Genomic DNA, 22813 nt, shown 5'->3' with positions numbered 1-22813 from the left:
TGTTATTATTTGGCTAACCGTATTCCGGTAAATTGCCATCTTAAATTTGGGTGAAAGAAATTGCGATATGTACAACGCGTATGTTTAGGTGAAGTGGCTACAGAACCACCGCGAAGTACTTTCTGATTCACCATAAATTTGCCATTATATTCTCCCAAAGCACCTTCGGGTTTTTTATAATTTGGGTAAGGAGAATAGGCACTTTCTGTCCACTCCCAACGTTGTCCCCAATCAAATTTTTCTTGTGCGATCTCCCATTCTGCTTCTGTAGGTAAACGCATATCTTTCCATTGTGCAAAAGCAAAAGCCTCGTAATAAGAAATGTGAGCAAGCGGCGCATCGGGATCTAAAACTTTTAAGCCGCTTAGCGTGTATTGATACCAAGAACCGTCGATAAGATGCCAGTATTGTGGCGCTTTAATTTCTTCAGAAGAAATCCAATCCCAAGCTTCAGCATGCCATAAAAGCACATCTTGATAGCCGCCGGCATTCATAAATTCTAAATACTCTGCGTTGGTGACTAATTTATTCGAGATGAAAAATTCGTTCACATAAACTTTATGTCTGCCTTTTTCATTGTCATAACAAAACTCGCCATCTTCCGGTTTTCCTATTTCGTAAACTCCTTTTTCAATACTTAGCCATTGGTGCGAATGTTTTTCTATTCTATTTTCATCAAAACTTTTTAAATAAGCAGGAAGCAGCGGATTATTACCTAAAATATATTTAATATCGGTTAATAATAATTCTTGATGTTGCTTTTCGTGATGAATCCCAATTTCTAGAACTTCTTCCAGCTCTTGAGAGATTTCATTTTCATTTAAAAATTCAACTAAAGCTTCCGTAACGTATTTTCGATATTCGTAAATTCTATTTACGGTAGGTCGCGATAAATTGCCACGATTTGTACGTACTACTTTTTCACCAACACTTTCGTAATAACTGTTAAATACATAAGCAAACTGCTCATCAAAAATCTGATAGTTCTCCTGATGTTTTTTTAAAATGAATTCTTCAAAAAACCATGTAGTATGTCCTAAATGCCATTTGGGTGGCGAAACAAACTCTACCGGTTGCACCACAAAATCTTCGGTTTCTAAAGGTTCGCAGATTTGCTCGGTAAGCTTTCGGGTTTCTAAAAAGAGTTCTAAATTAGCAGTAGTCGTAATCATAAGCGTAGCGTTTATTGCGCTTATCTCAAATTTACGATTTTTTAAATGCGAACTTCTTTAAGCTTTGTTAAAGCGAAAGTTAAAAACCGCTAATAGAAATTTTAAGGTGAAATTTCAGCATAAAAAAAGCCTGGAAAATCAGGCTTCATTTTAGATGATCGTTCGTTTAGAAGTTAAACGGAACGGTATATTTAATAGCTCTCGGTTTGCCATTTAACGATCCGGGTTTCATTTTTGGGATGGCCATAATATTGCGTTTAGCTTCTTCTTGCAACGATGCTCGACCTCCTTTAACTTGAGTGATCTCGATGTTTCCTTCTTTATTAACTACAAAACTCACCAATACTTTAGAGCCTTTATCTTCTGAAGTATAATCTTTTGGGAATTTAAAATTCTGCTGAATGTGTTTTGCGAGCATCTGGTTAAAGCAGTTAGAAGTTGAAGCTGCCTCTTCACAACCCGGCCAAACCGGCGGAACTTCTTTTGAAGAAACCGTATTTCCTTTTACTTCTTGGGCTTGTGTAACGCCAACTGCGCAAATAAAACTAAGTAGTAATACAATCTTTTTCATCATTAAATTTTTACTGAAAATAACTAAAAAAATCTTCATATCTCATAAAACGACGTGAAGATTTTAATTAAAAAGTTTAAAAGTATAACTTAATCTAAATGGCTACCGCCGCTTTAATATGCGGATGCGGATCGTAACCTTCTAGCGTGAAATCTTCAAATTTAAAACTGAAAATATCTTTTACCTCCGGGTTTATTTTCATTTGAGGTAAAGCTTTTGGTTCTCGCGATAACTGTAGTTTTACCTGTTCAAAATGATTGTTATAAATATGTACATCACCAAACGTATGTATAAAATCTCCTGCTTCGTAACCACAAACTTGCGCCATCATCATCGTAAGCAATGCATAAGAAGCAATGTTGAAAGGAACACCTAAAAACACATCGGCGCTACGTTGGTAAAGCTGGCAAGAAAGTTTACCATCGGCTACATAAAACTGAAAAAAAGCGTGGCAAGGTGGCAAAGCAGCTTTACCATTCGCAACGTTTTCACTAAAACTAACCGAAGTGTTTGGCATCACGCTAGGATTCCATGCAGAAACTAACATTCTACGGCTGTTCGGGTTTTTCTTAAGCGTTTCGATCATCTCTTTAATCTGGTCGATCTCTTCACTATTCCAGTTTCGCCATTGGTGGCCGTAAACGGGACCAAGATCTCCATTCTCATCGGCCCATTCATTCCAAATTCTTACGCCGTTATCTTGCAGGTATTTCACGTTTGTATCGCCATTTAAAAACCAAAGCAATTCATAAATAATAGATTTTAAATGTAGTTTTTTCGTAGTCACCATCGGGAAACCTTCACTTAGATCGAAACGCATCTGGTAGCCAAAAACACTGCGAGTTCCCGTTCCTGTGCGATCTCCTTTATCGGTTCCGTTTTCTAAAACGTGTTGAAGTAAGTCGTGATATTGCTGCATAATCTTTTTTTGGGCGTTCGGGCGGGCTCTCGTGAGTCGCTTTTTTCAATTTCAAAAAAAATTAAAAAAAAGAGCTCCAACAAATCACTCCATCCCTAACGCAATAAAATCGATATAAAACTAAAAAATAGCAAGCATAAGTAAGGGGTTCGTTCACTTCAATTTTTAAAAAAGTTATGCACATTCAAAAATTTTAATTCAGATATGACTTTTGTCATAATTCACACGAGAGTTGCGAGGTATTTTTGTCTTGTAAACTTTAAAAAACCTCAGAATATGAAATCATTAATCGCAATTGCACTCGGTTTAGTTATGCAGATAGCCACCGCACAAGAATTTAAAGTGCAACCCGAAAGCTCTAAGCTAAGTGTAACCGGAACTTCAACTTTGCACGATTGGGAATGTGTGGTAGAAATTTTTAAAGGAAGCATTTCTGCAACCATCAAAAATAACAAGATCGTAAGCATCGAAAGCTTCAACTTTCAGTTTCAGGTAGACGACTTAAAAAGTGGAAAATCTGCGATGGATAAAAAAACCTACGAAGCTTTAAGAGAAAAGAAAAATCCGACAATCACTTATAAAGGTACCGCGGTAGTAATCAACGATCATTCTGCCACTTTTTCTGGAACGATGATCATTGGTGGAACAAAACGCGAGTTTAAAACCAAAGTAAAAATAAGCTACACCAATGGTAAGATTATGCTTTCTGGAGAGAAAGACTTCAAACTAACCGATTTTAATATCGAACCGCCAACTGCAGTTTTCGGTACTATAAAAACCGGTGATGAAGTAGCTATACATTATAATATTCAACTTAAGAACTAACAACAACAATTTTAAATAAATTAAAAATGAGAACACTAGGCAAACTTTTAGTAATGGTATTTGCAGTCTGTATGGCTGGTCAAGTACAAGCTCAACAAATTAATTTTAATCGTAATTTAGATAACTTTAGATATCCCGATAAGCGTGGTGTAAATGTTTTCGAAGCGCCAAAAGACACGCTTTCGACCTTTGATGGTGTCGATGTGCGCGTAGGAGGTTCTTTTGCTTTGCAATACCAAGCAATTGAAAACGAAAATGCCGGTTTAGCAGGTTACGAACTTAAAGAAGCAGGAAGCAACTTTAATTTAGCTACCGCTAATATGGATTTAGACGTGGCACTTTATGATGGAGTAAGAATGCACTTACGTACCTATTTGTCTTCACGTCACCACAACGAACCTTATGTAAAAGGCGGATATTTTCAAGTAGATAAATTAGATTTTATTAAAGAAGGATTTTTGGAAGACTTGATGCAGTATACCACCATTCGAATAGGACATATGGAAAATAACTATGGTGATGCACACTTTAGAAGATCTGATAACGCACAAGCTTTACATAACCCATTCGTAGGGAACTTAATTATGGATGCTTTCACTACAGAAGTAGGGGCAGAAGTTTATTATCGAAGAAATGGCTTTATTGGTATGGTAGGTTTTACCAATGGTAAACTTAACCAAGATGTAGAAGAAGATGAAACAGGAAAAACCGGTGGAGCTTCATTTTTAGCAAAACTAGGTTACGACAAACAATTAAATGATGATTTACGTGTAAGATTAACAGGTTCTTTGTATAATACGGGTTACGTGTCTCACTCCTACTTGTATAGTGCAGATAGAGCAGGAGCTCGATATTATGATTTGATGCAAGCTTTAGAGAGTGAAGGTGACGATTTTAGAGCTACTCGTTACGACCCAAGTTTAATGAATAATATCACAGCAGTAATGATAAACCCATTTGTGAAATATGGCGGATTAGAATTCTTCGGAACTGTTGAAATGGCAAAAGGAAAAGCTTCTTTTGAAACTGATGAAAGAACTGCTATGCAATATGCTGGAGAATTAATTTACAGATTTGGAGCAGATGAAGATATCTATGTAGGTGGAAGATATAACTTAGTAGATGCTGAAGATATTTCTGGGGAAGATGTAACTATCGATAGATTCCAAATAGCCGCAGGATGGTTTATGACAAGAAATATTCTATTGAAAGCAGAATATGTAGTGCAAAACTATAATGATTTTGGAGCAACAAGCATATTAAACGAAGGAAAATTTGATGGAGCGATGGTTGAAGCCGTGATCTCATTTTAATTAATTATCTTTCAACCAAAACTCCAAGAAAACAGTACGGAAAAACACTTCCGTGCTGTTTTCGGTTTAAAAATAAAGCGCTATGATAAAGTTAATCGTAAAGTTGGTGTTCTTTTTGGTGATGGCTCAAGCATACGCACAAAGCGGGACAGTAAGAATAGAAGTACGAACCAATGTGAATAAATTTACCTGTTCTTGTGATGAAGAGAGTTTTGTTTGTAAAGAATTTGATGCTAACCAAAAAGTGTTAAAGCTCCCCGTCGCTAGCTTTTCTTGCCCTAAACGGATGATTGAAAAAGATTTGGTTGAATTATTTGAAGCTGAAAAATATCCGTATATCTCGATTGAGATCTTAGATTATAAAGAATACCACGGAAGTATTTCCGCAGAAATTAAGATCACTATTAAAAAACTTTCGAAAGTTTATGAGCTTCAACTCGGTGAAACTTATGATAGTGAAGGTTTTTATATCACCGGAAGCCAATTGCTCGATCTTACCGATTATCACATCGAGCCGCCGGTAAAAGCTCTAGGTTTAGTAAAGGTGAAACCTGTGGTAGCGATCGAATTTCGAATCCCGGAAGAGTTTGTGACCACGCGTAAGTAATTTGTTAATACTTTACAATTTATTCGATTTTATGAAGTTATAATTAATGAAATTTTAATCATTAAAAACTAACTCTCATGAAAAAATGCATTCTTTTCACGTTGTTCATCTTTTTTTCACTCTACCTTTCAGCTCAGGAAAGCGAAACTTCTAATTTTAGTGTTGCCGGGCGTTTTGGTTTAGGAAATTCAAATATCAATACGCAAAACTATAAAAACTTAGCGGGTTCAGCTGGTTCATTTCAGCTTGATGTTAATTACGATCTTCCTATTGAAAATAATGTTTTTTCATATTTACGTTTTGGATTAGGTTTTCAATTGAACAGTAGTAATGCGAATTTGTTTTTCGGTTCTTCGCAAGCAAGTTTGATTGCTGAAACATTTCGGGTTCCTGTTTATGTAAACGGAGTTATTCGATTAGGAAGAGATGAAGCTAGCCTTTTGAGTGATACTAAATTTGTCGCAGGATTTGGCGGATTTTTAAATCACGTGTACAAGTACGAAGTGACAGATGTTGAAAACAGTGCAGATATAGAAAAACCTGATACCGGTTTTGGAGTTATTTTTAATCTAGGTTTAGAGCAAGATGTTTCTGAGCATTTTGCTGCCTTTGTAACGTTAGATTATAGTTTGATGGGAGATGAAAATAAGGTTGATGAAGTCGACCACTTTTAATTTAGGAGTTCGTTATCGTCTATAACAGAACATAAAAAAGGCTTTTCAATTTTGAAAAGCCTTTTTTTTAAATATTATTTGAATATTATCCGATAATCATTCCGGCGATCGTAGCTGAAAGTAACGAAGCTAATGTACCTCCAATAACAGCTTTAATACCAAATTCAGATAAATTTTTACGTTGTCCCGGCGCTAACGAACCAATACCACCTAATTGAATCCCAATTGAAGCAAAGTTGGCAAAACCACAAAGCATATACGTCGCCATAATGATCGATTTTTCGTAAGTTAAGCTTAATGCCGTCGCAGGATTTTTTAATTCAGCTAATTGTATGTAACCTACAAATTCACTGGCTGCTAACTTAATACCTAGTAGTTGTCCCATTAACATCATATCTTCTTCAGCAACGCCAATGAGCCACATTAGCGGAGCGAATATAGTTCCTAAAACCGCTTCAATAGAAAAAGATTGATACGGCGTATGTTCAGCTAAATAAGTATTTAAAGTGGTAATTTCTCCCACTTTTCCGAAGCCATAATTAATCATCGCGATCAAGGCTACAAAAACAAGCAGCATCGCACCAACGTTGGCTGCTAATTTTAAACCTTCAGTTGTTCCGATGGCGATCGCATCTAATACATTGGATCCGATTTTTTCTGAAGAAACCTCTACATCGGTATTCACTTTTTCTTGTTGCGGATATAGCATTTTAGAAATTACAATTGCTCCCGGTGCCGCCATAACCGATGCAGCTAATAAGTGTTTAGCGAACTCTAATCTTGCTACCGGATCGTCGCCACCTAAAAAGCCGATGTATGCTGCTAAAACTCCGCCGGCAACCGTCGCCATACCGCCGATCATTACTAATAAAATTTCAGAACGCGTCATACGCTCTAAATAAGCTTTGATCATTAACGGTGCTTCGGTTTGGCCTAAGAAAATGTTTCCGGCAACGTTCAGACTTTCTGCTCCCGAGATGCCTAAAAGTTTAGTAAGTACAAATGCAAAACCTCTTACGACAACTTGAATAATTCCGTAGTAAAAAAGAATCGAAGTTAAGGCTGAAAAGAAAATAATCGTTGGTAATACCTGAAATAAGAAAATATAGCCAAAGCTAGACGTGTCCATTAATCCGCCTAATAAAAATTCACTTCCGGCAGCGGTAAATTCGAGGATTTTTACGAAAATACTTCCTACAAATTCAAATACATTTTTTACCCAATCTACTTTTAAAACTCCGTAGGCTAATAAAAGCTGAAGCCCCAAACCAATACCAACGGTTTTCCAATTAATGGCTTTACGATTACTGCTAAATAAAAATGCGATGATCAGTAATGTGAACATCCCTAAAACGCCTCGCCAAAAACTGGTAAAAGTAAAACCTTGACTTTTTATGATTTGATTTTCAGTGATTTGAGCGTCTTCGCTAGGAGGTAGTTTTAAACTTAGTTTGCTGCCATTTTGGGCTAAAGTAAGTGTAGAGTCGGTTAGTTTTTCAACCTTAAAACGCTGAATACTGTCTTGTGGCGTGTCGTAAAAAAATACCAAATTGTTATTCTGAAGAATATAAGAACCTGATAGTTGCTCTCTCTTTTTTCTGAACCACGAAAAATTTCCTTTTTCTAAAAGCAGACTTTCGTAATTCTTAGTCGCCTCTGTATTAGAATTTAGGGGAGTGGTTATTTTCCATTTTTGCTCGATCTCTTGAGCTTGAGTAAACGGGATAATTGCTAAAAAAGCAAGTAGGGTAAACAAGTTTTTCATAGCTTGTTTATTTACGTTTAGAAATTTCATCTCTTAATTGAGCAGCTTTTTCGTAATCTTCATTTTTAACTGCTTCATCTAACTCTTCTTCAAGTTGTTTAAGCGATTTTTTTGTTGAAGGATTACTCGTTTCGGTTTCTTCTGAAGCGTCTTTAAGAACATCTTCGATAATTAATTCTGTTCGTTTAATTTCTTCAGCTTCTTCTTTTGAAGTAGAAGATTCGGTTTCAGAATTTTTTAGGTAGATGCCTGCTTTGTCTAAAATATTTTGATAAGTAAAAATTGGCGCGTTAAAACGTAGTGCTAAAGCAATAGCATCGCTTGTTCTCGCGTCTATAATTTCTTCAATTTTATCTCTTTCACAGATAAGACTCGAATAGAAAACACCATCGACCAATTTGTGAATGATCACTTGTTTAACGATGATCGAAAATCTTTCTGAAAAACTTTTGAATAGATCGTGGGTAAGCGGGCGCGGCGGTCTTATGTCTTTTTCTAAAGCAATCGCAATAGATTGTGCTTCGAATGCTCCTATAACGATAGGTAATTGTTTTTCGCCGTCGACTTCACTTAAAAGAAGTGCATAAGCTCCATTTTGGGTTTGACTATAAGAAATTCCTTTGATGGTTAAACGCACTAAACTCATACTACAAATTAATCAAAATAGATAAAATAAAAAAGCGACCTAAATAAGAGCTTTTCATATTTAGGTCGCCCTAATTTCAGGGGCACAATTTATAAAAAATTATGCGTTATTCGCTTTAAATTCTTTTAATTTTTCGTTGAGCTGCGGAACCACTTCAAAAGCATCGCCAACAATACCATAATCTGCTGCTTTAAAGAAAGGAGCTTCAGGATCGTTATTGATCACGACTTTATATTTAGAAGCATTAATTCCTGCTAAGTGCTGAATAGCTCCAGAAATACCTACTGCAATGTATAAATTTGCAGCTACAGGTTTACCGGTTTGCCCAACGTGCTCGCTGTGTGGTCTCCAACCCATATCACTCACCGGCTTAGAACAAGCAGTTGCCGCGCCTAAAGTTTCAGCAAGATTTTCGATCATATCCCAATTTTCAGGTCCTTTTAAACCACGACCTCCAGAAACTACGATCTCTGCATCTGCGATAGTTACTTTATCGGTAGCTTTATCTACAGATTCTACATTTACGGAAAAATCGCTGGCATCTAAACTTGGAGAGAAGTCTTCTACAGCGGCAGAAGTTTCATTTTCTTTAACTCCGTAAGCGTTTTTAGCCACTCCTACAATTTTTACATCACTACTAATCGTTGTAAAATTGAAAGCTTTATTGGTAAACGCATTTCTTTTTACTGTAAATGGGGAAGTGCTTTCTGGTAACGCGACTACATTCGAAGCATAACCGGCTTCTAAGTTTACGGCAATAATTGGCGCTACATACTTATCGTTAGCGGTTTGCCCAAGCACAACAACTTTTGCATCTTCATTTTTTGCAGCTTGTGCGATCACATCTGCATAAGCATCTGCATTAAATTTAGAAAGCTGATCGTTATTGACTTGTAAAACTTTACTTACTCCGTAAGTGCCTAAAACTTCATTGTTTTCTGCATTAATCGTAACTGCTGTTACCGAAGCTCCCAATTGATCTGCCACTCCTTTAGCGTAAGAAGCAGCCTCGTAAGAAGCTTTTTTGAATTTTCCGTTTTCTGATTCTATATATACTAAAACTGACATAATTTTATTTTTTGGATTAATTTAATAGGTTAATAAATCTTATTAGATCGCTTTCGCCTCGTTGTGTAAAAGATTTATTAATTCATCTAAATTATCTTTATCGATAAGTTTTACGTCACCTTTTGGTGCCGGTTTCTCAAACTTATCTGCGCTTGTTTTTTCTTCAGCTCCAATAGGATCAACTACATTTAAAGGTTTTTTACGAGCCATCATAATACCACGCATATTAGGTATTTTAAGATCGCTTTCTTCTACTAAACCTTTTTGACCACCAATTACTAAAGGTAGAGAAGTGGTTAAGGTTTCTTTACCTCCATCGATTTCGCGAATCGCTGTAGCTTTATCTCCTTCAACCTCTAAACTTACACAAGTGTTTACAAAGTTTGCTTTTAATAATTTAGCTAACATACCAGGTACCATCCCGCCATTGTAATCGATAGATTCTCTACCTGCGATCACTAAATCGTAACCACCATCTTGTGCAACTTTAGCTAATTCTTTAGCTACTTGAAATCCGTCTTTTGCCGGAGTGTTCACGCGAATTGCATTATCGGCGCCAATAGCTAAAGCTTTTCTTAAAGTTGGTTCTGTATCTGCTTCACCAACATTTACAACATCTACAGATGCACCTTGCTTTTCTTTAAACCACATAGCGCGAGTAAGACCAAATTCATCATTAGGGTTAATTACGAATTGTACTCCGTTTTTATCAAATTTTGTGTCGCCTTCTGTAAAATTAATTTTAGAAGTAGTGTCTGGAACGTGACTTATGCAGACTAATATTTTCATTTTTCTTAGTATTTTCTATTTAAAAATTAGATTTATAAAATTCTTCATTGCGAATATAATGAATTTCATAATAAAATACTATGCTTGCATAATAATTTTTTTATTGATTTTTCTATAGGTTTTGCAACAGTAATCCTTATTTTTGTGGTTTGTAAAAAATTTTAGGCGAATAATAATGAGAACAATTCAATTTAGAGAAGCAGTAGCCGAAGCAATGAGTGAAGAAATGCGTCGTGACGAAGCGGTGTATTTGATGGGAGAAGAGGTTGCTGAATATAATGGAGCTTATAAAGCTTCTAAAGGAATGTTGGACGAATTTGGTCCTGAGCGTGTTATCGATACTCCAATTGCTGAAGCTGGTTTTAGCGGGATTGGTGTAGGATCTACCATGACGGGAGCTCGACCAATTATCGAATTTATGACCTTTAACTTTAGTTTGGTTGGTATCGATCAAATTATTAACAATGCAGCTAAAATTAGACAAATGTCTGGTGGGCAATTTAACTGTCCGATCGTGTTTAGAGGTCCAACTGCATCTGCAGGTCAATTAGGAGCTACACACTCTCAGGCTTTTGAAAGTTGGTATGCAAACTGTCCTGGTTTAAAAGTTATTGTTCCTTCTAATCCGGCAGACGCTAAAGGTTTATTGAAAGCTGCCATTCGTGATGATGATCCGGTTATTTTTATGGAAAGTGAGCAGATGTATGGTGATAAAGGTGAAGTGCCTGAAACAGACGAAGATGTTGTTATCCCAATCGGAAAAGCAGATATTAAAAGAGAAGGTTCTGATGTAACGATCGTTTCTTTTGGTAAAATTATCAAAGAAGCTTATAAAGCGGCAGACGAATTAGCGAAAGAAGATATTTCTGCAGAAGTAATCGATTTAAGAACGGTACGTCCTTTAGATTACGATGCGATCTTAGAATCTGTAAAGAAAACTAACAGATTAGTGATTTTAGAAGAAGCTTGGCCATTTGGTAATATTTCAACAGAGATCACGTATAAAGTACAAGAGGAAGCCTTCGATTATTTAGATGCGCCAATTATTAAAATTAATACGGCAGATACACCGGCACCATATTCTCCGGTTTTATTAAAAGAATGGTTACCAAGCAGCGAAGATGTAGTTAAAGCTGTAAAAAAAGTAATGTATAAGTAAAATTATACACCTATATTTACAACTTCATCTCCTGCTCTGGAGGTGAAGTTTTTTTGTTTTATATGAGATATTTTTACCTACTTTGCTTAAGCTTATTTAGCGTACTTTCTGCATTTTCACAAACCAAAGTAAGTGGTGTGGTGAATGATGAAAGCGGTAATCCTGTACCTTTTGCTAATGTGATTTTTGCAAATTCTTCCGTAGGAACAATCACTAACGACGACGGTAGCTTTTATTTAGAGTCTGAAGAAACATATAAAGCGATCAATATTTCTTTTGTAGGGTTTAAGTCTCAGGTTTTAGAGCTTACCAAATCTGCTACGTATGATATTGAAATTATTTTAGAAGAAGAAGCTAGCGCACTTGATGAGGTTGTGATCTATCAAGGAAAAACTTCTAAAAAAAATAATCCTGCGATCGATATTCTTCGAAAGATCTGGGAGAATAAACGCGAGAACGGGATTTATAAATTTGACCAGTATCAATATAAAAAATACGAAAAACAAGAATTCGATTTAAATACGATCGATAGTTCATTAATAAATAGTCGAATCTTCAACGGAATGGAGTTTGTCTTCGAGCAAACCGATACCAATAGCGTTACCGGTAAAACTTACTTGCCAATTTTTATAAACGAAGCGGTTTACCGTGTTTACGGGAATAACGAAACCAATAAAGAAAAAGAAGTTCTTTTGGGGAATAAAAACTCCGGTTTTAGCGATAACCAAACCTTGATCGCCTTTATTAAAGATCTCTATAAAGAGTATGATGTTTACGACAATTACCTGAAGTTTTTCGATAAAAGCTTCGTAAGCCCATTGTCAACTACCGGAATCAATGTGTATAACTATGTTCTGGCAGATAGTAGTTATGTCGATAATAAATGGTGTTACAAAATTGTGTATTACCCAAGAAGAAAAAATGAGCTTACTTTTAAAGGAGATTTTTGGGTAAACGATACTACTTGGGCAATTAAAAAAATAAATCTGGCTGCCACAAAAAGCGCTAACATTAACTGGGTAAGAGATATTTATATCGAACAAGATTTTGAAGTATTAAATGATTCAATATTCTTGATTACCAGAGATCATTTTATGTCTGATTTTGCTTTCAGAAAAAAAGATGATGCGCGTGGAGTTTATGGGAAAAGAACGACCTTATACGACGAATATTCTTTTGATATAGATCGTGGTGAAGCATTTTACAATAACGATCGCGAGCAATACATAGAGCAAGTTTATAACCGCGATAGCACATTTTGGGAGCAAAACAGAATGGAGTCGCTTAATAAAGATGAACGCCAAATTTACGATATGCTCGATACGCTTAAAACGGTAAAAGCCTTTCAGCGTCTTTATAATATTGGCTCGATCTTAGCTTCGGGTTATATCGAATTCGATAATTTTGATTACGGACCCATTTTTTCAACCTTTGGTTATAACGATGTGGAAGGAATTCGTGTTCGTGCCGGCGGAAGAACTTATTTTGGCAGAAATGATCCTTGGCGAATTGAAGGTTACACGGCTTATGGTTTTAAAGACAATAAATTTAAATACGGCTTATCGGGTAAAATTTTAGTCGACCAACGTTCCCGATTAATTTTAAGCGGAGGTAATCGAAGAGACATCGAGCAGTTAGGCGCAAGTTTAACCAATACCAACGATGTTTTAGGCAGAAGTTTAGCTTCTTCTTCTCTAATCACTGTAGGTTCAAATACGAGTTTAACCAATATCAATTTAAGTACGTTTGCGTTAGAGATTGAGCCGTTAAAGAATTTTGAAGTCCGTTTTGGAGGTTCTTACCGTACGTTACGTTCAGCTTCAGATCAATTCAGCTTAGATTATTATACCAATGAAGAGCGAACAGAAATTGCTTCAGAAATAGATCAGACAGAAATTTCTACGATGCTTACTTATTCTCCCGGAAGAAAAACTACCGGTTATGGTGTCGAAAGAACGGTAATTAACGATGGCGATTTTCCGCGATTATTTTTGAATTATGCCGTAGGAATAAAAGATGTATTCAGCAGTGATTTTGAATATGAAAAAGTTCAGTTTTACTATCGTCATCCGTGGCAATTGGGCGGAGTAGGGAAGTTAACCACTACGTTAGAGGCTGGTAAAACTTTTGGTGAAGTGCCTTTAGGATTATTAAATGTGGTTCCCGGTAACCAAACACTTTTTTCTATTTACGGAACATATCCTTTACTAGATTTTTACGAATTTGTGACCGATACTTATACGAGCGTTCATTTAGAACATAATTTTAACGGACGGTTTTTAGGAAGAATTCCGCTGCTTCGAGATTTAAATCTACGAGAAATCGTAGCAGTACGTGCAGTAACAGGAAGCATATCCGACGAAAATCAAGCCTTGAATGCTTCTTACTCTAATCCTGTGTTAATGGCGCCGAGCAATAAACCATATTGGTCGTATAGCGTGGGAATTGGTAATATTTTTAAAGTATTTCGATTAGATTTTCACTTTAGAGGAAATTATTTCGAAAATCCCGGTGCTAGAAAGTTCGGAATTACGGGATCTTTCGGATTTTATTTCTAAAAAAGTAGTTAATAATCAGGACATTTGTTAAATTTGCCATCTTGTTTAATTTGAAATAATAGATAATATTTTTATACAATGACGTTTGATGTTTTAATTGAAATCCCGAAAGGAAGCCGAAATAAATATGAATATGATTTTGAGCTTAAAAAAATAAGATACGATAGAATGATCTTTTCATCTATGATGTATCCTGCAGATTACGGTTTTGTGCCAGAAACTTTAGCATTAGATGGTGATCCGTTAGATGTTTTAGTGTTAGTTACAGAGCCAACTTTTCCTGGGTGTGTAATTGAAGTAAAACCAATTGGAGTTTTCCATATGGCCGATGAAAAAGGTCCTGATGAAAAAATTATCTGTGTTCCTGTAAGCGATCCTATCGGAAATAAAGTTGATGATCTTAGTGGTTTAAATCCACACTTAATTAAAGAGATCGAGCACTTTTTCCGCGTGTATAAAGATTTAGAAGAAAAGAAAGTAGATGTTGGTGATTGGGGAGATGCTAAAGAAGCTAAAGAGATCGTAGAGCAGTGTATCGAAAGATTTAATGGTAGTGATGTACCGTTAGCAGAAGTAAGTATCAAGTAATATTTACTTCACAAAATAAAACAAAGCGATTTCTATGGAAGTCGCTTTTTTTATGCTGAATTTTTACTGAAACCAATCGCTATTTCAGTACAAAAATCTTAAAGAATAGTGAAGTAGAAAGCAATCGCTGTAAAAACTATTATCTTTCAGTTTCAACAGCAAATAAATGATTCGAAGAATAAAAAAATTATTAGGTCGCTACAAAAACTACGAGCAAATTTTAATCACCCCTTATCGCAGTTATGCGACTCCTCATCATTTATATCTTAGTGGTCGTGTACTTGATAACGCACCTTTAAAAATTAAGCAAAAACAAAACTTTTTTAAAACTGTAAAGAACACTTACAAGCAGTTTGATAGTTTCGAGATACCTGAAGCAGAAATTGAATTACGCTTACCAAATGGTCAAAAATTCTCCACACAGACTAATGGTGAAGGTTATTTTGTGTTCGATAAACAGCTCAAAGAAAATTTAGCTGAATATTGTAATGAAGAAGGCTGGTTGCAATTTGAATTATACTATAAAGGCGAACTTTACCCGAAAACCAATTTAATTGCAGATCCTTTTGAGGGTGAATTATTAGTACCCGATGAAAAAGCAGAATTTGGAGTAATTAGTGATATTGACGATACGATTTTGCATACGGGAGTTACTTCATTTTTAAAATGGCGCTTGCTTAAAAATTCGTTATTTACTAACGCTTATAAGCGAATTCCGTTAAAAGGCGCGGCAGAATTATATCAAAAACTAGCAATCGGTTTACAAGAAACCTCTCGAAATCCAATGTTTTATTTAAGTAACAGTCCGTGGAATTTATATGAATACTTAAAACTATTTTTAGACCACAATCAATTCCCGAAAGGACCAATTCTACTAAGAAACTTACGTGGACCTTTTGATAGCACTTTAAAGCCAGAAAAACCGCATAAGCAGCGGCAAATTATTAATATTCTAGAAAGTTATCCGCACTTAAAATTTATCTTGATAGGAGATAGTGGGGAGCACGACGCTTCAATTTATACCGATATTGCGGCACAATTTCCTAATCGAATTTTATGTATTTACTTGAGAAGCGTTCAGCATAAAAAGCAAATGCAACGCGTAAAGGGAATTATAGATAATTTTGAAACCACTCCCGTGCTTATGGTAAATACTTCAGAAGAAGCAGAAGAACACGCACGGGAAAATGGGTATATTATTTAGACTAATCGTCTATACTTGTTCCTGTGGCAGCTCTTCTACCAATCGGGTTTTTTCTTGGCATAGTTCTAAAAATGTGATCCCAAAGAGGTGAAGAAACTCCAAATGCTCTGTCTGGCTCACGATAATGGTGAATACTGTGGTGATGCCATAAAATCTTTAAAAAGTTATTAGGCACTTTAAAAGCGTGTACCGAATAGTGTACTGCTAAATAACCTGCATAACCAATTAAAAATCCTGCTAAGAAACCAAATACATAATCACCTAAAACTACTCGGTAAATAATGAATAGTACCGTAGCGACTATTAGACTAAGTACAGGTGGCATCGCTAACCTAGATTTATCTTTTGGGTAATCGTGGTGTACACCGTGCATCGTGTAAGAAATTTTTTGTTTACGCTCAGAGGTAGCCGGAATATGGTACAAATAGCGGTGCATAATGTATTCTACAAAAGTGAAGAAAAACAAGCCGGCAAAGAATAACAAGATCATTTGCGGAGTTTCAAAACCTTTTTCGATAATTCCGTAATAAATTAAAGCTGCAGAAATTACAGAGAAAATAATTAACGGCATCGAAATATGCGTATGCGTTAATTTCTCTAAAATAGGGTTTTTAAAAAGTTGCGGTGAACCTTTGTGTTTTGGGCGTTTAAGTTTAGTCGATTCCATAGTCTTTTTTCATTTAAAATAATCCGTGTAATTCGCCATCAATTCTGTTAATAATTCCGCCTAAATCTTCAGGATTATCTACAAAATTAATATCGTCTACATCTATAATTAGCAATTTTCCTTTATTGTAATCGTGAGCCCAAGCTTCATAACGTTCGTTAAGCCTACTTAGGTAATCTATAGAGATAGAGTTTTCATAATCTCTACCTCTTTTTTGTATTTGCGCTACTAAGTTTGGGATGCTGCTTCTTAAGTAAATTAGCAGATCTGGACCTTTTGTAACGCTTTCCATCAAATCGAATAGTGATTTATAATTTTCAAAATCTCGATTGGTAAGCAAGCCCATTGCGTGTAAGTTAGGCGCAAAAATATAAGCATCTTCGTAAATCGTTCTGTCTTGAATAATGCTTTTACCGCTTTCTCTAATTTCTAAAACTTGTCGAAACCTGCTATTTAAAAAATAAATTTGAAGGTTAAACGACCAACGTTCCATCTGGTTATAAAAATCCTCTAAATAAGGGTTTTCTAAAACATCTTCGTATTGAGGTTCCCAATGGTAATGTTTAGCCAATAATTTAGTTAAGGTGGTCTTTCCGGCACCAATATTTCCGGCAATGGCAACGTGCATATTTGTTATTCGTTTGATAGATTAAGTCGATAATTACAAATAAAATTATCGGTGTAAAGATAAAGGTTTTCGTTATTCAAATAAAAATCTTTAACGGCATTTTCAGAAACTGCAAGCGCTTTTAAGCTAGTTTGTTTTCGTTCTAAAATATACCATTTTTCTTCGCTTTTTCCTACGAGAAGGTTATTACTTTCAGAAAACACAAAATTTTCGGGAGCTTTAAAACTGTTCATATAACTTCCGTAGCTATTATAATATTCTAATTTTTGCTCTTGCTGTAGCCAACAAAAATTGTAATTGCTTTGTTGTGCTGTAACTTCATTATTGATAGGTTGTGTGTGCGAAATTACTTTTAGTGTATGGTAATTAAATAGCTCTAATTGCTGCAGATCGATGTTGTAAATCCATAAGCTGCGATCCTTCCCGGTGGTGGCAAAACTCACATTCCTAAAATTCTGAATAGTAGTGAAATTAATTCTGCTTATCTCATTTAGACGATTATCGACAATTACCGCAGTATTGGTATTCCTGTAAAAAATGGTAATTTTTAACGGATTGAGTAAATCTACCGAAGAAATTTCACCCAACTGTAAATCTGCGAACTGATATTTTTTAGCGCCTTCTAACTTGTAAAACGTATTATTGGTGATTCCATAGAAATTATTAAACTTATCGACACCTACAAAACGCTCTAGGTTAAACGGAGTTTTCTCGACGAAAGTAGTCGTGATTTCTTGTGCTTGAAGCTGAAAAGAAATGAGAATAAACAGTAAAAGTGAGGTGATTTTCATAAGCTAAAGTTACCCAAAATTATTCCATAAACAATCAATAGCGTCGGTAAACATATGAAAACAAAGGCCAATACAAATTATTTTTATGATTTTATGCTGAATAAAAATAGCTCCAAACACATACAAAGCTATCGCTAAGTAAGAGTGCAACGGATGAAAATTAATGCTACAACGTTGCGGCTGAAAAATAGGATCTGCAAATACGTGATCTAGATCGACGAGCATGGTTGCCAGTAAAATAAGCCAATATTTTTTCCAATTCTTCTTGTCGAAAAGATAAGCAATAAGCCCAATTACGATGAAATGAAAAAAATAATGAATGAAATTTTGAAGCATTTACGACTCGATTTTCTCTTCAGCAGTTTCTTCTGAAGGATCATCGGGCAAAAGTAGATTTTTTAATTTTCTTTCTAAAGCAATATAACGCCAAACTCCCACAATAATAAATACCACACAAATGCAAAGCGATGCGTAACCAAGACCGTGAACTTCTGGATATTCTTCAATTTTAAGTAGCGCGATCCCACCAACCAATAAATATAAGGAGGCTCTAATATACGCCAAAAGTGTACGTTCGTTTGCGAGTTTGGTACGCTCTAATGCCAAATGCTCGCGCAATTTTTTCTCGTTGATTACTTTGGGCTTAAACGGGTTATGTAGTTTTACTTTCTTCATTTTAAAACGGGAAAAATAACGGAATTATAAATGATGCTGCCACCCAAATTATAAAATTTAGCGGAGTTCCTATCTTTAAATAATCTTTAAATTTATAATTACCCGGCGCATAAACCATCGTGTTGGTAGGATAACTTACCGGCGTCATAAAAGTTAACGAACATGCAAACATTACCGCAATTAAAAAAGGTTTACTGTTTACTTGCATCGCTGCGGCCAAACTAATTACGATTGGCGTCATTAACGCAGCGGCAGCTTTACTCGACAACACATTGGTAGATAAAAAGGTAACTAAAAATATTAAACTTAGCGTGATTCTCGGGTCAAAACTGCCCATAGAATCGTAAATAAGTTCAGATATTAAATCTGAACCGCCGGTTTTTTCTAAAGCCGCACCCATCGAAAGTACACCGGCCATCATAAAAATAACTTTCCATTCGATGGCTTCGTAAGCTTCTTTGGGTTTTAAAATGGTGGTCGTTACAATGAGTAAAGCTCCCACCAAAGCACTAATTAAAATGGAAGTGATATTTAAGGCGGCTGCCAAAATCACTCCGATCAAAATAAGTAATGTTGGGATCGCTTTTTTTAGATCGAATTTTTTCGCTTTGTATTTCGATAAAGTGACCACCAGTTTTTTTGAAACTAATTTCTTTAAACTTTCATCGGAAGTGTAAAGCAAAAGCATATCGCCTTCACGCAGTATAATTTTAGAAACTTCTCTCGTGATCATTTCTTTACGATGCCTAATCGCTAAAACCGAAGCGTAATAAATATTTCTGAAGTTAAGTTGTTGCAACGATTTGCCAGATAAAGACGAACCATACGGAATCATGACTTCATAAATTTTCTTATCGGCATCATCGTGAATAAGCTGTTCGTCGCCGTCTAATTTGTAGGTCGCATTCTGTTTTAATTTGGCTAAATGTTGCGGATTGATCATTACCTTCAACACATCATCTTTTCGTAAAATGGTTTCTTCGTTAATTTCGTAAACCCGATGATGTTTACGCTTCAGCATTAAAACCTGCGCAGAGAAATCTTGGTTAAGGCTAGAGTTCCCAATTTTTTTATCGATATCAGGATTGTTCTCTAACAATTCAATTTCTGCAATATATTTTTCAGCTTGTTTTTTTAATGAATTTTTTGTGCTTTTTCGCTTCGGAAGAAGTAGCGGAGAGGCGATTAATAAATACGCCATCCCAATGGTGAATAAACACAAAGCCGGAAGCGAAAACTCGAACATTCCTAAAGGTTCTAGTCCGCTTTTTTTAGCGTAACTACTCACTAAAATATTGGTCGATGTTCCAATAAGTGTACAAGTGCCACCAAATAATGCAGAAAATGAAATAGGAATTAATAATCGCGAAGGCTGAATATTGGTTTCTCGGCAAACCAATAACGCCATCGGGATCAATAATGCCACTACTGCCGTATCGTTGATAAATGCTGAAAAAACCGCTGCCGATAAGCAAAATATGATCAAAGCAAAAAGGTAATTGATCTTCGCTACCCGAATGATCTTACTCGACAAACCATCAATAAGTCCCGATTTAAAAATGGCAGCACTAATCACAAACATACAACCTAACGTAATCGTTGCCGGATGATTAAAACCGGCAAAACCTTCTTCAGGATTTAAAACGCCAGAAACGATAAACAGCGACATGATGATGATCGAGGTCGTGTCTATCGTGAAATAATCTTTAATGAAAAGAATTATCCCTATTGCAATAATTGCAAATGTGAGGTAGAGCGTCATTTATTTTTCAGTATTAACTCATCAATAACCTTTTTCTAGATCTACTTCGTCTTTTAGCGGCTCGTTGTTTTGCATACGCTGAAAGTTTTCAACCATCTTCGGCACAATTGTCGCCGGATTGGTAATGCTTGCGGTATGCGGCGTAATGGTAATTTTATCGTGATTCCAAAAAACATGTTCTTTAGGTAAAGGTTCTGTTTTAAAGACATCTAAAGCCGCTCCGGAAAGTTGCCCGTTGGCCAAAGCTTCTAGAAAGTCTTCTTCTTGCAAATGCGCGCCACGACCAACATTAATTAAATAAGTTCCTTTCGGTAACTCTTGAAATAATTCTTGATTCAGAATATCTTCCGTTTCCGGAGTGTGTGGAAGCATGCAAACCAAAACATTAGACTTCGATAAAAATGTATTTAATTCATCTTCTTTAAAGGTTTCAATGCCTTCAACATCTTTTTTTGAGCGAGACCAACCCAATACTTTAAAATCATTTTTCAACAATAATTTTCCGATAGCTTGACCAATATTTCCGAAGCCTAAAATACCAACTGTAACATCTTCCGGACGTTGGTAAGCTTGACGATCCCATATTTTTTCTTCTTGATGCTGAAAATACAAAGGCATATCTCGTAAATAATTCAGTAAAGCATTCAGCACAAAATAGCTAAGATCATAGTTGAGGTAATCGTCTTTAACGCGTGTTACTTTTACATTATTCGGTATTTTTTTTGAAGTAATATGTTTTACACCGGCCGCCATTGAAGCGATCACTTTTAAATTCGGAAACTTTTCAAAAGCATCGGCCGGCGGATTCCACGTCGCTACAAATTCTGTTTGCTCCCGATCGGTATCGTTCGGGTAAATTTCTACTTCTATGTTGTTATTTTCTTTCTTAAAACTTTCTACCCATTTAGAAACATCGTTTCTCTCTGGGCAGATCAATACTATTTTATTCATAAAATTTTATACAAATGCGCTATATCCTGTAATGGCGCGTCCTACAATTAATGAGTTAATTTCTTTGGTGCCTTCGTAGCTGTAAATGGCTTCGGCATCGGCAACAAAACGAGCTACGTCGTGTTCCAATAAAATACCGTTACCGCCCATAACTTCTCGAGCTCTACTTACAATATCGCGTGTTCGCATACTGCAATATACTTTGGCCAGCGAAGCATGTTCATCGGTTAAAATACCTTCATCTTGCATTTCAGAAAGTCTAAAAACCATCGTTTGCATCGCGGTTAAATTAGATAGCATTTCAACCAAATGGTTTTGTACCAATTGATAAGAAGCGATTGGTTTGCCAAATTGTTCTCGCTTTCTGGTATATTTTAATGCACTCTCATAAGCACCGCGGGCACAACCAACAGCTTGCCAAGCAACACCGGCGCGAGTCATTTTTAAAACTTTGGCCGTGTCTTTAAACGAATTGGCGTTTTGCAGACGGTCACTTTCGGGCACTTTACAGTCGGTAAGAGTAATGATAGCGTTTTGTACGATTCTTAACGCCATTTTATCTTCCATTTTTTCAGCTTCAAAGCCCGGATTTTCTTTTCTTACGATGAACCCCTTTACTTGGTGAGAGTCTACATCTTTTGCCCAGATCACAATCACATCGGCAAATGTGGCGTTACCAATCCATTTTTTTTGTCCGTTAAGGATCCAATTCTCGCCATCAAATTTACAAGTAGTTTCCATTCCTTGAGAAACGGCAGAACCTACATTAGGTTCAGTTAAACCAAAGGCTCCGATTTTCTCTAATTTTTGCATTTTTGGGAGCCAATCTTGTTTTTGTTCGTCGCTTCCGCAGAGATAAATAGACCCCATCGCTAAACCACTATGAACTCCGAAAAAGGTAGAAATTGAAACATCTACCCGAGCGATTTCTTGAGCGATGATCCCTTCCATTAAAAAAGGGAGATTTGGGCAGCCATAACCTTCGTAAGGAACTCCGGTAATATTCAGCTTGGCAAATTTCTCGATGATTTCAAACGGAAATTTGGCTTTGTTCCAATAATCATTAACTAAAGGTCGAACTTCATCTTCCATAAAGTTTCTCACTTTAAGTTGAAGTTCACGTTGTTCTTCAGTCAGTTTTAAATCGAGATTATAAAAATCACCATCGATTGGAGGGAGTTGATGTTGCCCTTTTTTACCTTGATGGTTGAGCATTTTCATAAGGCCTTTTATTTGCCTATCGTCGAGGTTACCTAAAGTATTCATCGCTTGTTTGAGATCGATCTTCTCATTAAGCTTTGCTAATTTATCTAAATCTACATCTTTTAGTAAACCAATGGTATTTTTTATTTTACTGAACAAGGCCATAATCCTAGAGTTTTAATTACTCTAAAATATAAATTAAATAGGCAGTGTATTGTTAAAGATTTCCGAAGAAATAAGAATAAAAAAGCCTTCCTAGATAGGAAGGCTTTGTAAAC

The 22813-nt window shown here is 35.9% G+C and carries 23 protein-coding genes; 8 read left to right on the top strand and 15 right to left on the bottom strand.

Annotation, left to right across the window (positions count from 1 at the left end):
* Nucleotides 1–5: 5 nt before the first annotated feature.
* The 3 genes from egtB to G551_RS0104315 all read right to left on the bottom strand — a co-directional run bounded on the left by egtB (nt 6) and on the right by G551_RS0104315 (nt 2662).
* Complete coding sequence (gene egtB / locus G551_RS0104325; protein ID WP_027884407.1) at nt 6–1172, bottom strand: ergothioneine biosynthesis protein EgtB; 1167 nt, start codon at nt 1170–1172, stop codon at nt 6–8.
* Between the two features lie 166 nt (nt 1173–1338).
* Entirely contained in the window at nt 1339–1743 is a 405-nt protein-coding gene (locus G551_RS0104320) for an energy transducer TonB (RefSeq protein WP_027884406.1), read from the bottom strand.
* Between the two features lie 94 nt (nt 1744–1837).
* Entirely contained in the window at nt 1838–2662 is an 825-nt protein-coding gene (locus G551_RS0104315; RefSeq protein ID WP_027884405.1) for a thymidylate synthase, read from the bottom strand.
* A 276-nt stretch (nt 2663–2938) separates the two neighbouring features.
* Here G551_RS0104315 and G551_RS0104310 point away from each other — a divergent pair, with 276 nt between their 5' ends.
* From G551_RS0104310 to G551_RS0104295, 4 genes are all read left to right on the top strand, one after another.
* Nucleotides 2939–3487, top strand: coding sequence for a YceI family protein (locus G551_RS0104310; RefSeq protein WP_027884404.1), 549 nt, complete (start codon nt 2939–2941; stop codon nt 3485–3487).
* 26 nt (nt 3488–3513) lie between these two features.
* Entirely contained in the window at nt 3514–4800 is a 1287-nt protein-coding gene (locus G551_RS0104305; RefSeq protein ID WP_027884403.1) for a hypothetical protein, read from the top strand.
* An 82-nt stretch (nt 4801–4882) separates the two neighbouring features.
* Nucleotides 4883–5407 (top strand): YceI family protein, encoded by a 525-nt coding sequence (locus G551_RS0104300; protein ID WP_156876754.1) that lies wholly within the window; start codon nt 4883–4885, stop codon nt 5405–5407.
* Between the two features lie 77 nt (nt 5408–5484).
* Nucleotides 5485–6081, top strand: coding sequence for an outer membrane beta-barrel protein (locus tag G551_RS0104295; protein ID WP_036243267.1), 597 nt, complete (start codon nt 5485–5487; stop codon nt 6079–6081).
* Nucleotides 6082–6166: 85 nt separating this feature from the next.
* On the opposite strand, the gene G551_RS0104290 is transcribed toward G551_RS0104295, so the two are convergent.
* The 4 genes from G551_RS0104290 to G551_RS0104275 form a co-directional block, all read right to left on the bottom strand.
* Nucleotides 6167–7846, bottom strand: a complete 1680-nt coding sequence (locus G551_RS0104290; protein ID WP_027884400.1) for a NupC/NupG family nucleoside CNT transporter — start codon at nt 7844–7846, stop codon at nt 6167–6169.
* A 7-nt stretch (nt 7847–7853) separates the two neighbouring features.
* The gene (locus G551_RS0104285) at nt 7854–8492 is read right to left on the bottom strand and encodes a bifunctional nuclease family protein (RefSeq protein WP_027884399.1); all 639 of its coding nucleotides are present in this window, start codon (nt 8490–8492) and stop codon (nt 7854–7856) included.
* A 99-nt stretch (nt 8493–8591) separates the two neighbouring features.
* Nucleotides 8592–9560 carry an electron transfer flavoprotein subunit alpha/FixB family protein gene (locus G551_RS0104280; protein ID WP_027884398.1) on the bottom strand — a complete coding sequence of 323 codons (969 nt, stop codon included), beginning with the start codon at nt 9558–9560 and terminating at the stop codon, nt 8592–8594.
* Between the two features lie 42 nt (nt 9561–9602).
* On the bottom strand, nt 9603–10349 hold the full coding sequence (locus G551_RS0104275) for an electron transfer flavoprotein subunit beta/FixA family protein (RefSeq protein WP_027884397.1): 747 nt from the start codon (nt 10347–10349) through the stop codon (nt 9603–9605).
* 175 nt (nt 10350–10524) lie between these two features.
* Between G551_RS0104275 and G551_RS0104270 the strand changes: the two genes are divergently transcribed.
* The 4 genes from G551_RS0104270 (at nt 10525) to G551_RS0104255 (ending at nt 15858) form a co-directional block, all read left to right on the top strand.
* Nucleotides 10525–11508, top strand: coding sequence for a pyruvate dehydrogenase complex E1 component subunit beta (locus G551_RS0104270; RefSeq protein ID WP_027884396.1), 984 nt, complete (start codon nt 10525–10527; stop codon nt 11506–11508).
* A gap of 62 nt (nt 11509–11570) precedes the next feature.
* Nucleotides 11571–14066, top strand: coding sequence for a DUF5686 and carboxypeptidase-like regulatory domain-containing protein (locus G551_RS0104265; protein WP_027884395.1), 2496 nt, complete (start codon nt 11571–11573; stop codon nt 14064–14066).
* Between the two features lie 78 nt (nt 14067–14144).
* On the top strand, nt 14145–14654 hold the full coding sequence (locus G551_RS0104260) for an inorganic diphosphatase (RefSeq protein ID WP_027884394.1): 510 nt from the start codon (nt 14145–14147) through the stop codon (nt 14652–14654).
* 166 nt (nt 14655–14820) lie between these two features.
* Nucleotides 14821–15858: an App1 family protein gene (locus tag G551_RS0104255; protein WP_027884393.1), complete on the top strand. Its 1038-nt coding sequence runs from the start codon at nt 14821–14823 to the stop codon at nt 15856–15858.
* Nucleotide 15859: 1 nt separating this feature from the next.
* On the opposite strand, the gene G551_RS0104250 is transcribed toward G551_RS0104255, so the two are convergent.
* Genes G551_RS0104250 through G551_RS0104215 form a run of 8 tightly spaced genes read right to left on the bottom strand, consistent with a single transcriptional unit; the run spans nt 15860 to nt 22700 of the window.
* A complete protein-coding gene (locus tag G551_RS0104250; protein ID WP_027884392.1) occupies nt 15860–16525 on the bottom strand; it encodes a sterol desaturase family protein in 666 nt (221 codons plus the stop codon).
* A gap of 13 nt (nt 16526–16538) precedes the next feature.
* On the bottom strand, nt 16539–17153 hold the full coding sequence (locus G551_RS0104245; RefSeq protein WP_027884391.1) for a deoxynucleoside kinase: 615 nt from the start codon (nt 17151–17153) through the stop codon (nt 16539–16541).
* A 5-nt stretch (nt 17154–17158) separates the two neighbouring features.
* Nucleotides 17159–17944 carry a hypothetical protein gene (locus tag G551_RS0104240; RefSeq protein ID WP_027884390.1) on the bottom strand — a complete coding sequence of 262 codons (786 nt, stop codon included), beginning with the start codon at nt 17942–17944 and terminating at the stop codon, nt 17159–17161.
* Between the two features lie 9 nt (nt 17945–17953).
* Nucleotides 17954–18280, bottom strand: coding sequence for a DUF6122 family protein (locus G551_RS0104235; RefSeq protein WP_027884389.1), 327 nt, complete (start codon nt 18278–18280; stop codon nt 17954–17956).
* Nucleotides 18281–18619, bottom strand: a complete 339-nt coding sequence (locus G551_RS15410; protein WP_036243265.1) for a DUF202 domain-containing protein — start codon at nt 18617–18619, stop codon at nt 18281–18283. It abuts the gene before it with no gap.
* A 1-nt stretch (nt 18620) separates the two neighbouring features.
* A complete protein-coding gene (locus G551_RS0104225) occupies nt 18621–20381 on the bottom strand; it encodes an SLC13 family permease (protein ID WP_027884388.1) in 1761 nt (586 codons plus the stop codon).
* Nucleotides 20382–20402: 21 nt separating this feature from the next.
* On the bottom strand, nt 20403–21332 hold the full coding sequence (locus G551_RS0104220; protein ID WP_051191255.1) for a 2-hydroxyacid dehydrogenase: 930 nt from the start codon (nt 21330–21332) through the stop codon (nt 20403–20405).
* 6 nt (nt 21333–21338) lie between these two features.
* Nucleotides 21339–22700: an acyl-CoA dehydrogenase family protein gene (locus G551_RS0104215; RefSeq protein ID WP_027884386.1), complete on the bottom strand. Its 1362-nt coding sequence runs from the start codon at nt 22698–22700 to the stop codon at nt 21339–21341.
* Nucleotides 22701–22813: the final 113 nt, after the last annotated feature.

This window comes from Mesonia mobilis DSM 19841 (assembly GCF_000423405.1).
In the GTDB taxonomy this organism is placed as follows: domain Bacteria; phylum Bacteroidota; class Bacteroidia; order Flavobacteriales; family Flavobacteriaceae; genus Mesonia; species Mesonia mobilis.
Note: the sequence above shows the minus strand (reverse complement) of the source record. Positions and strands in the feature narration are given on the sequence as shown.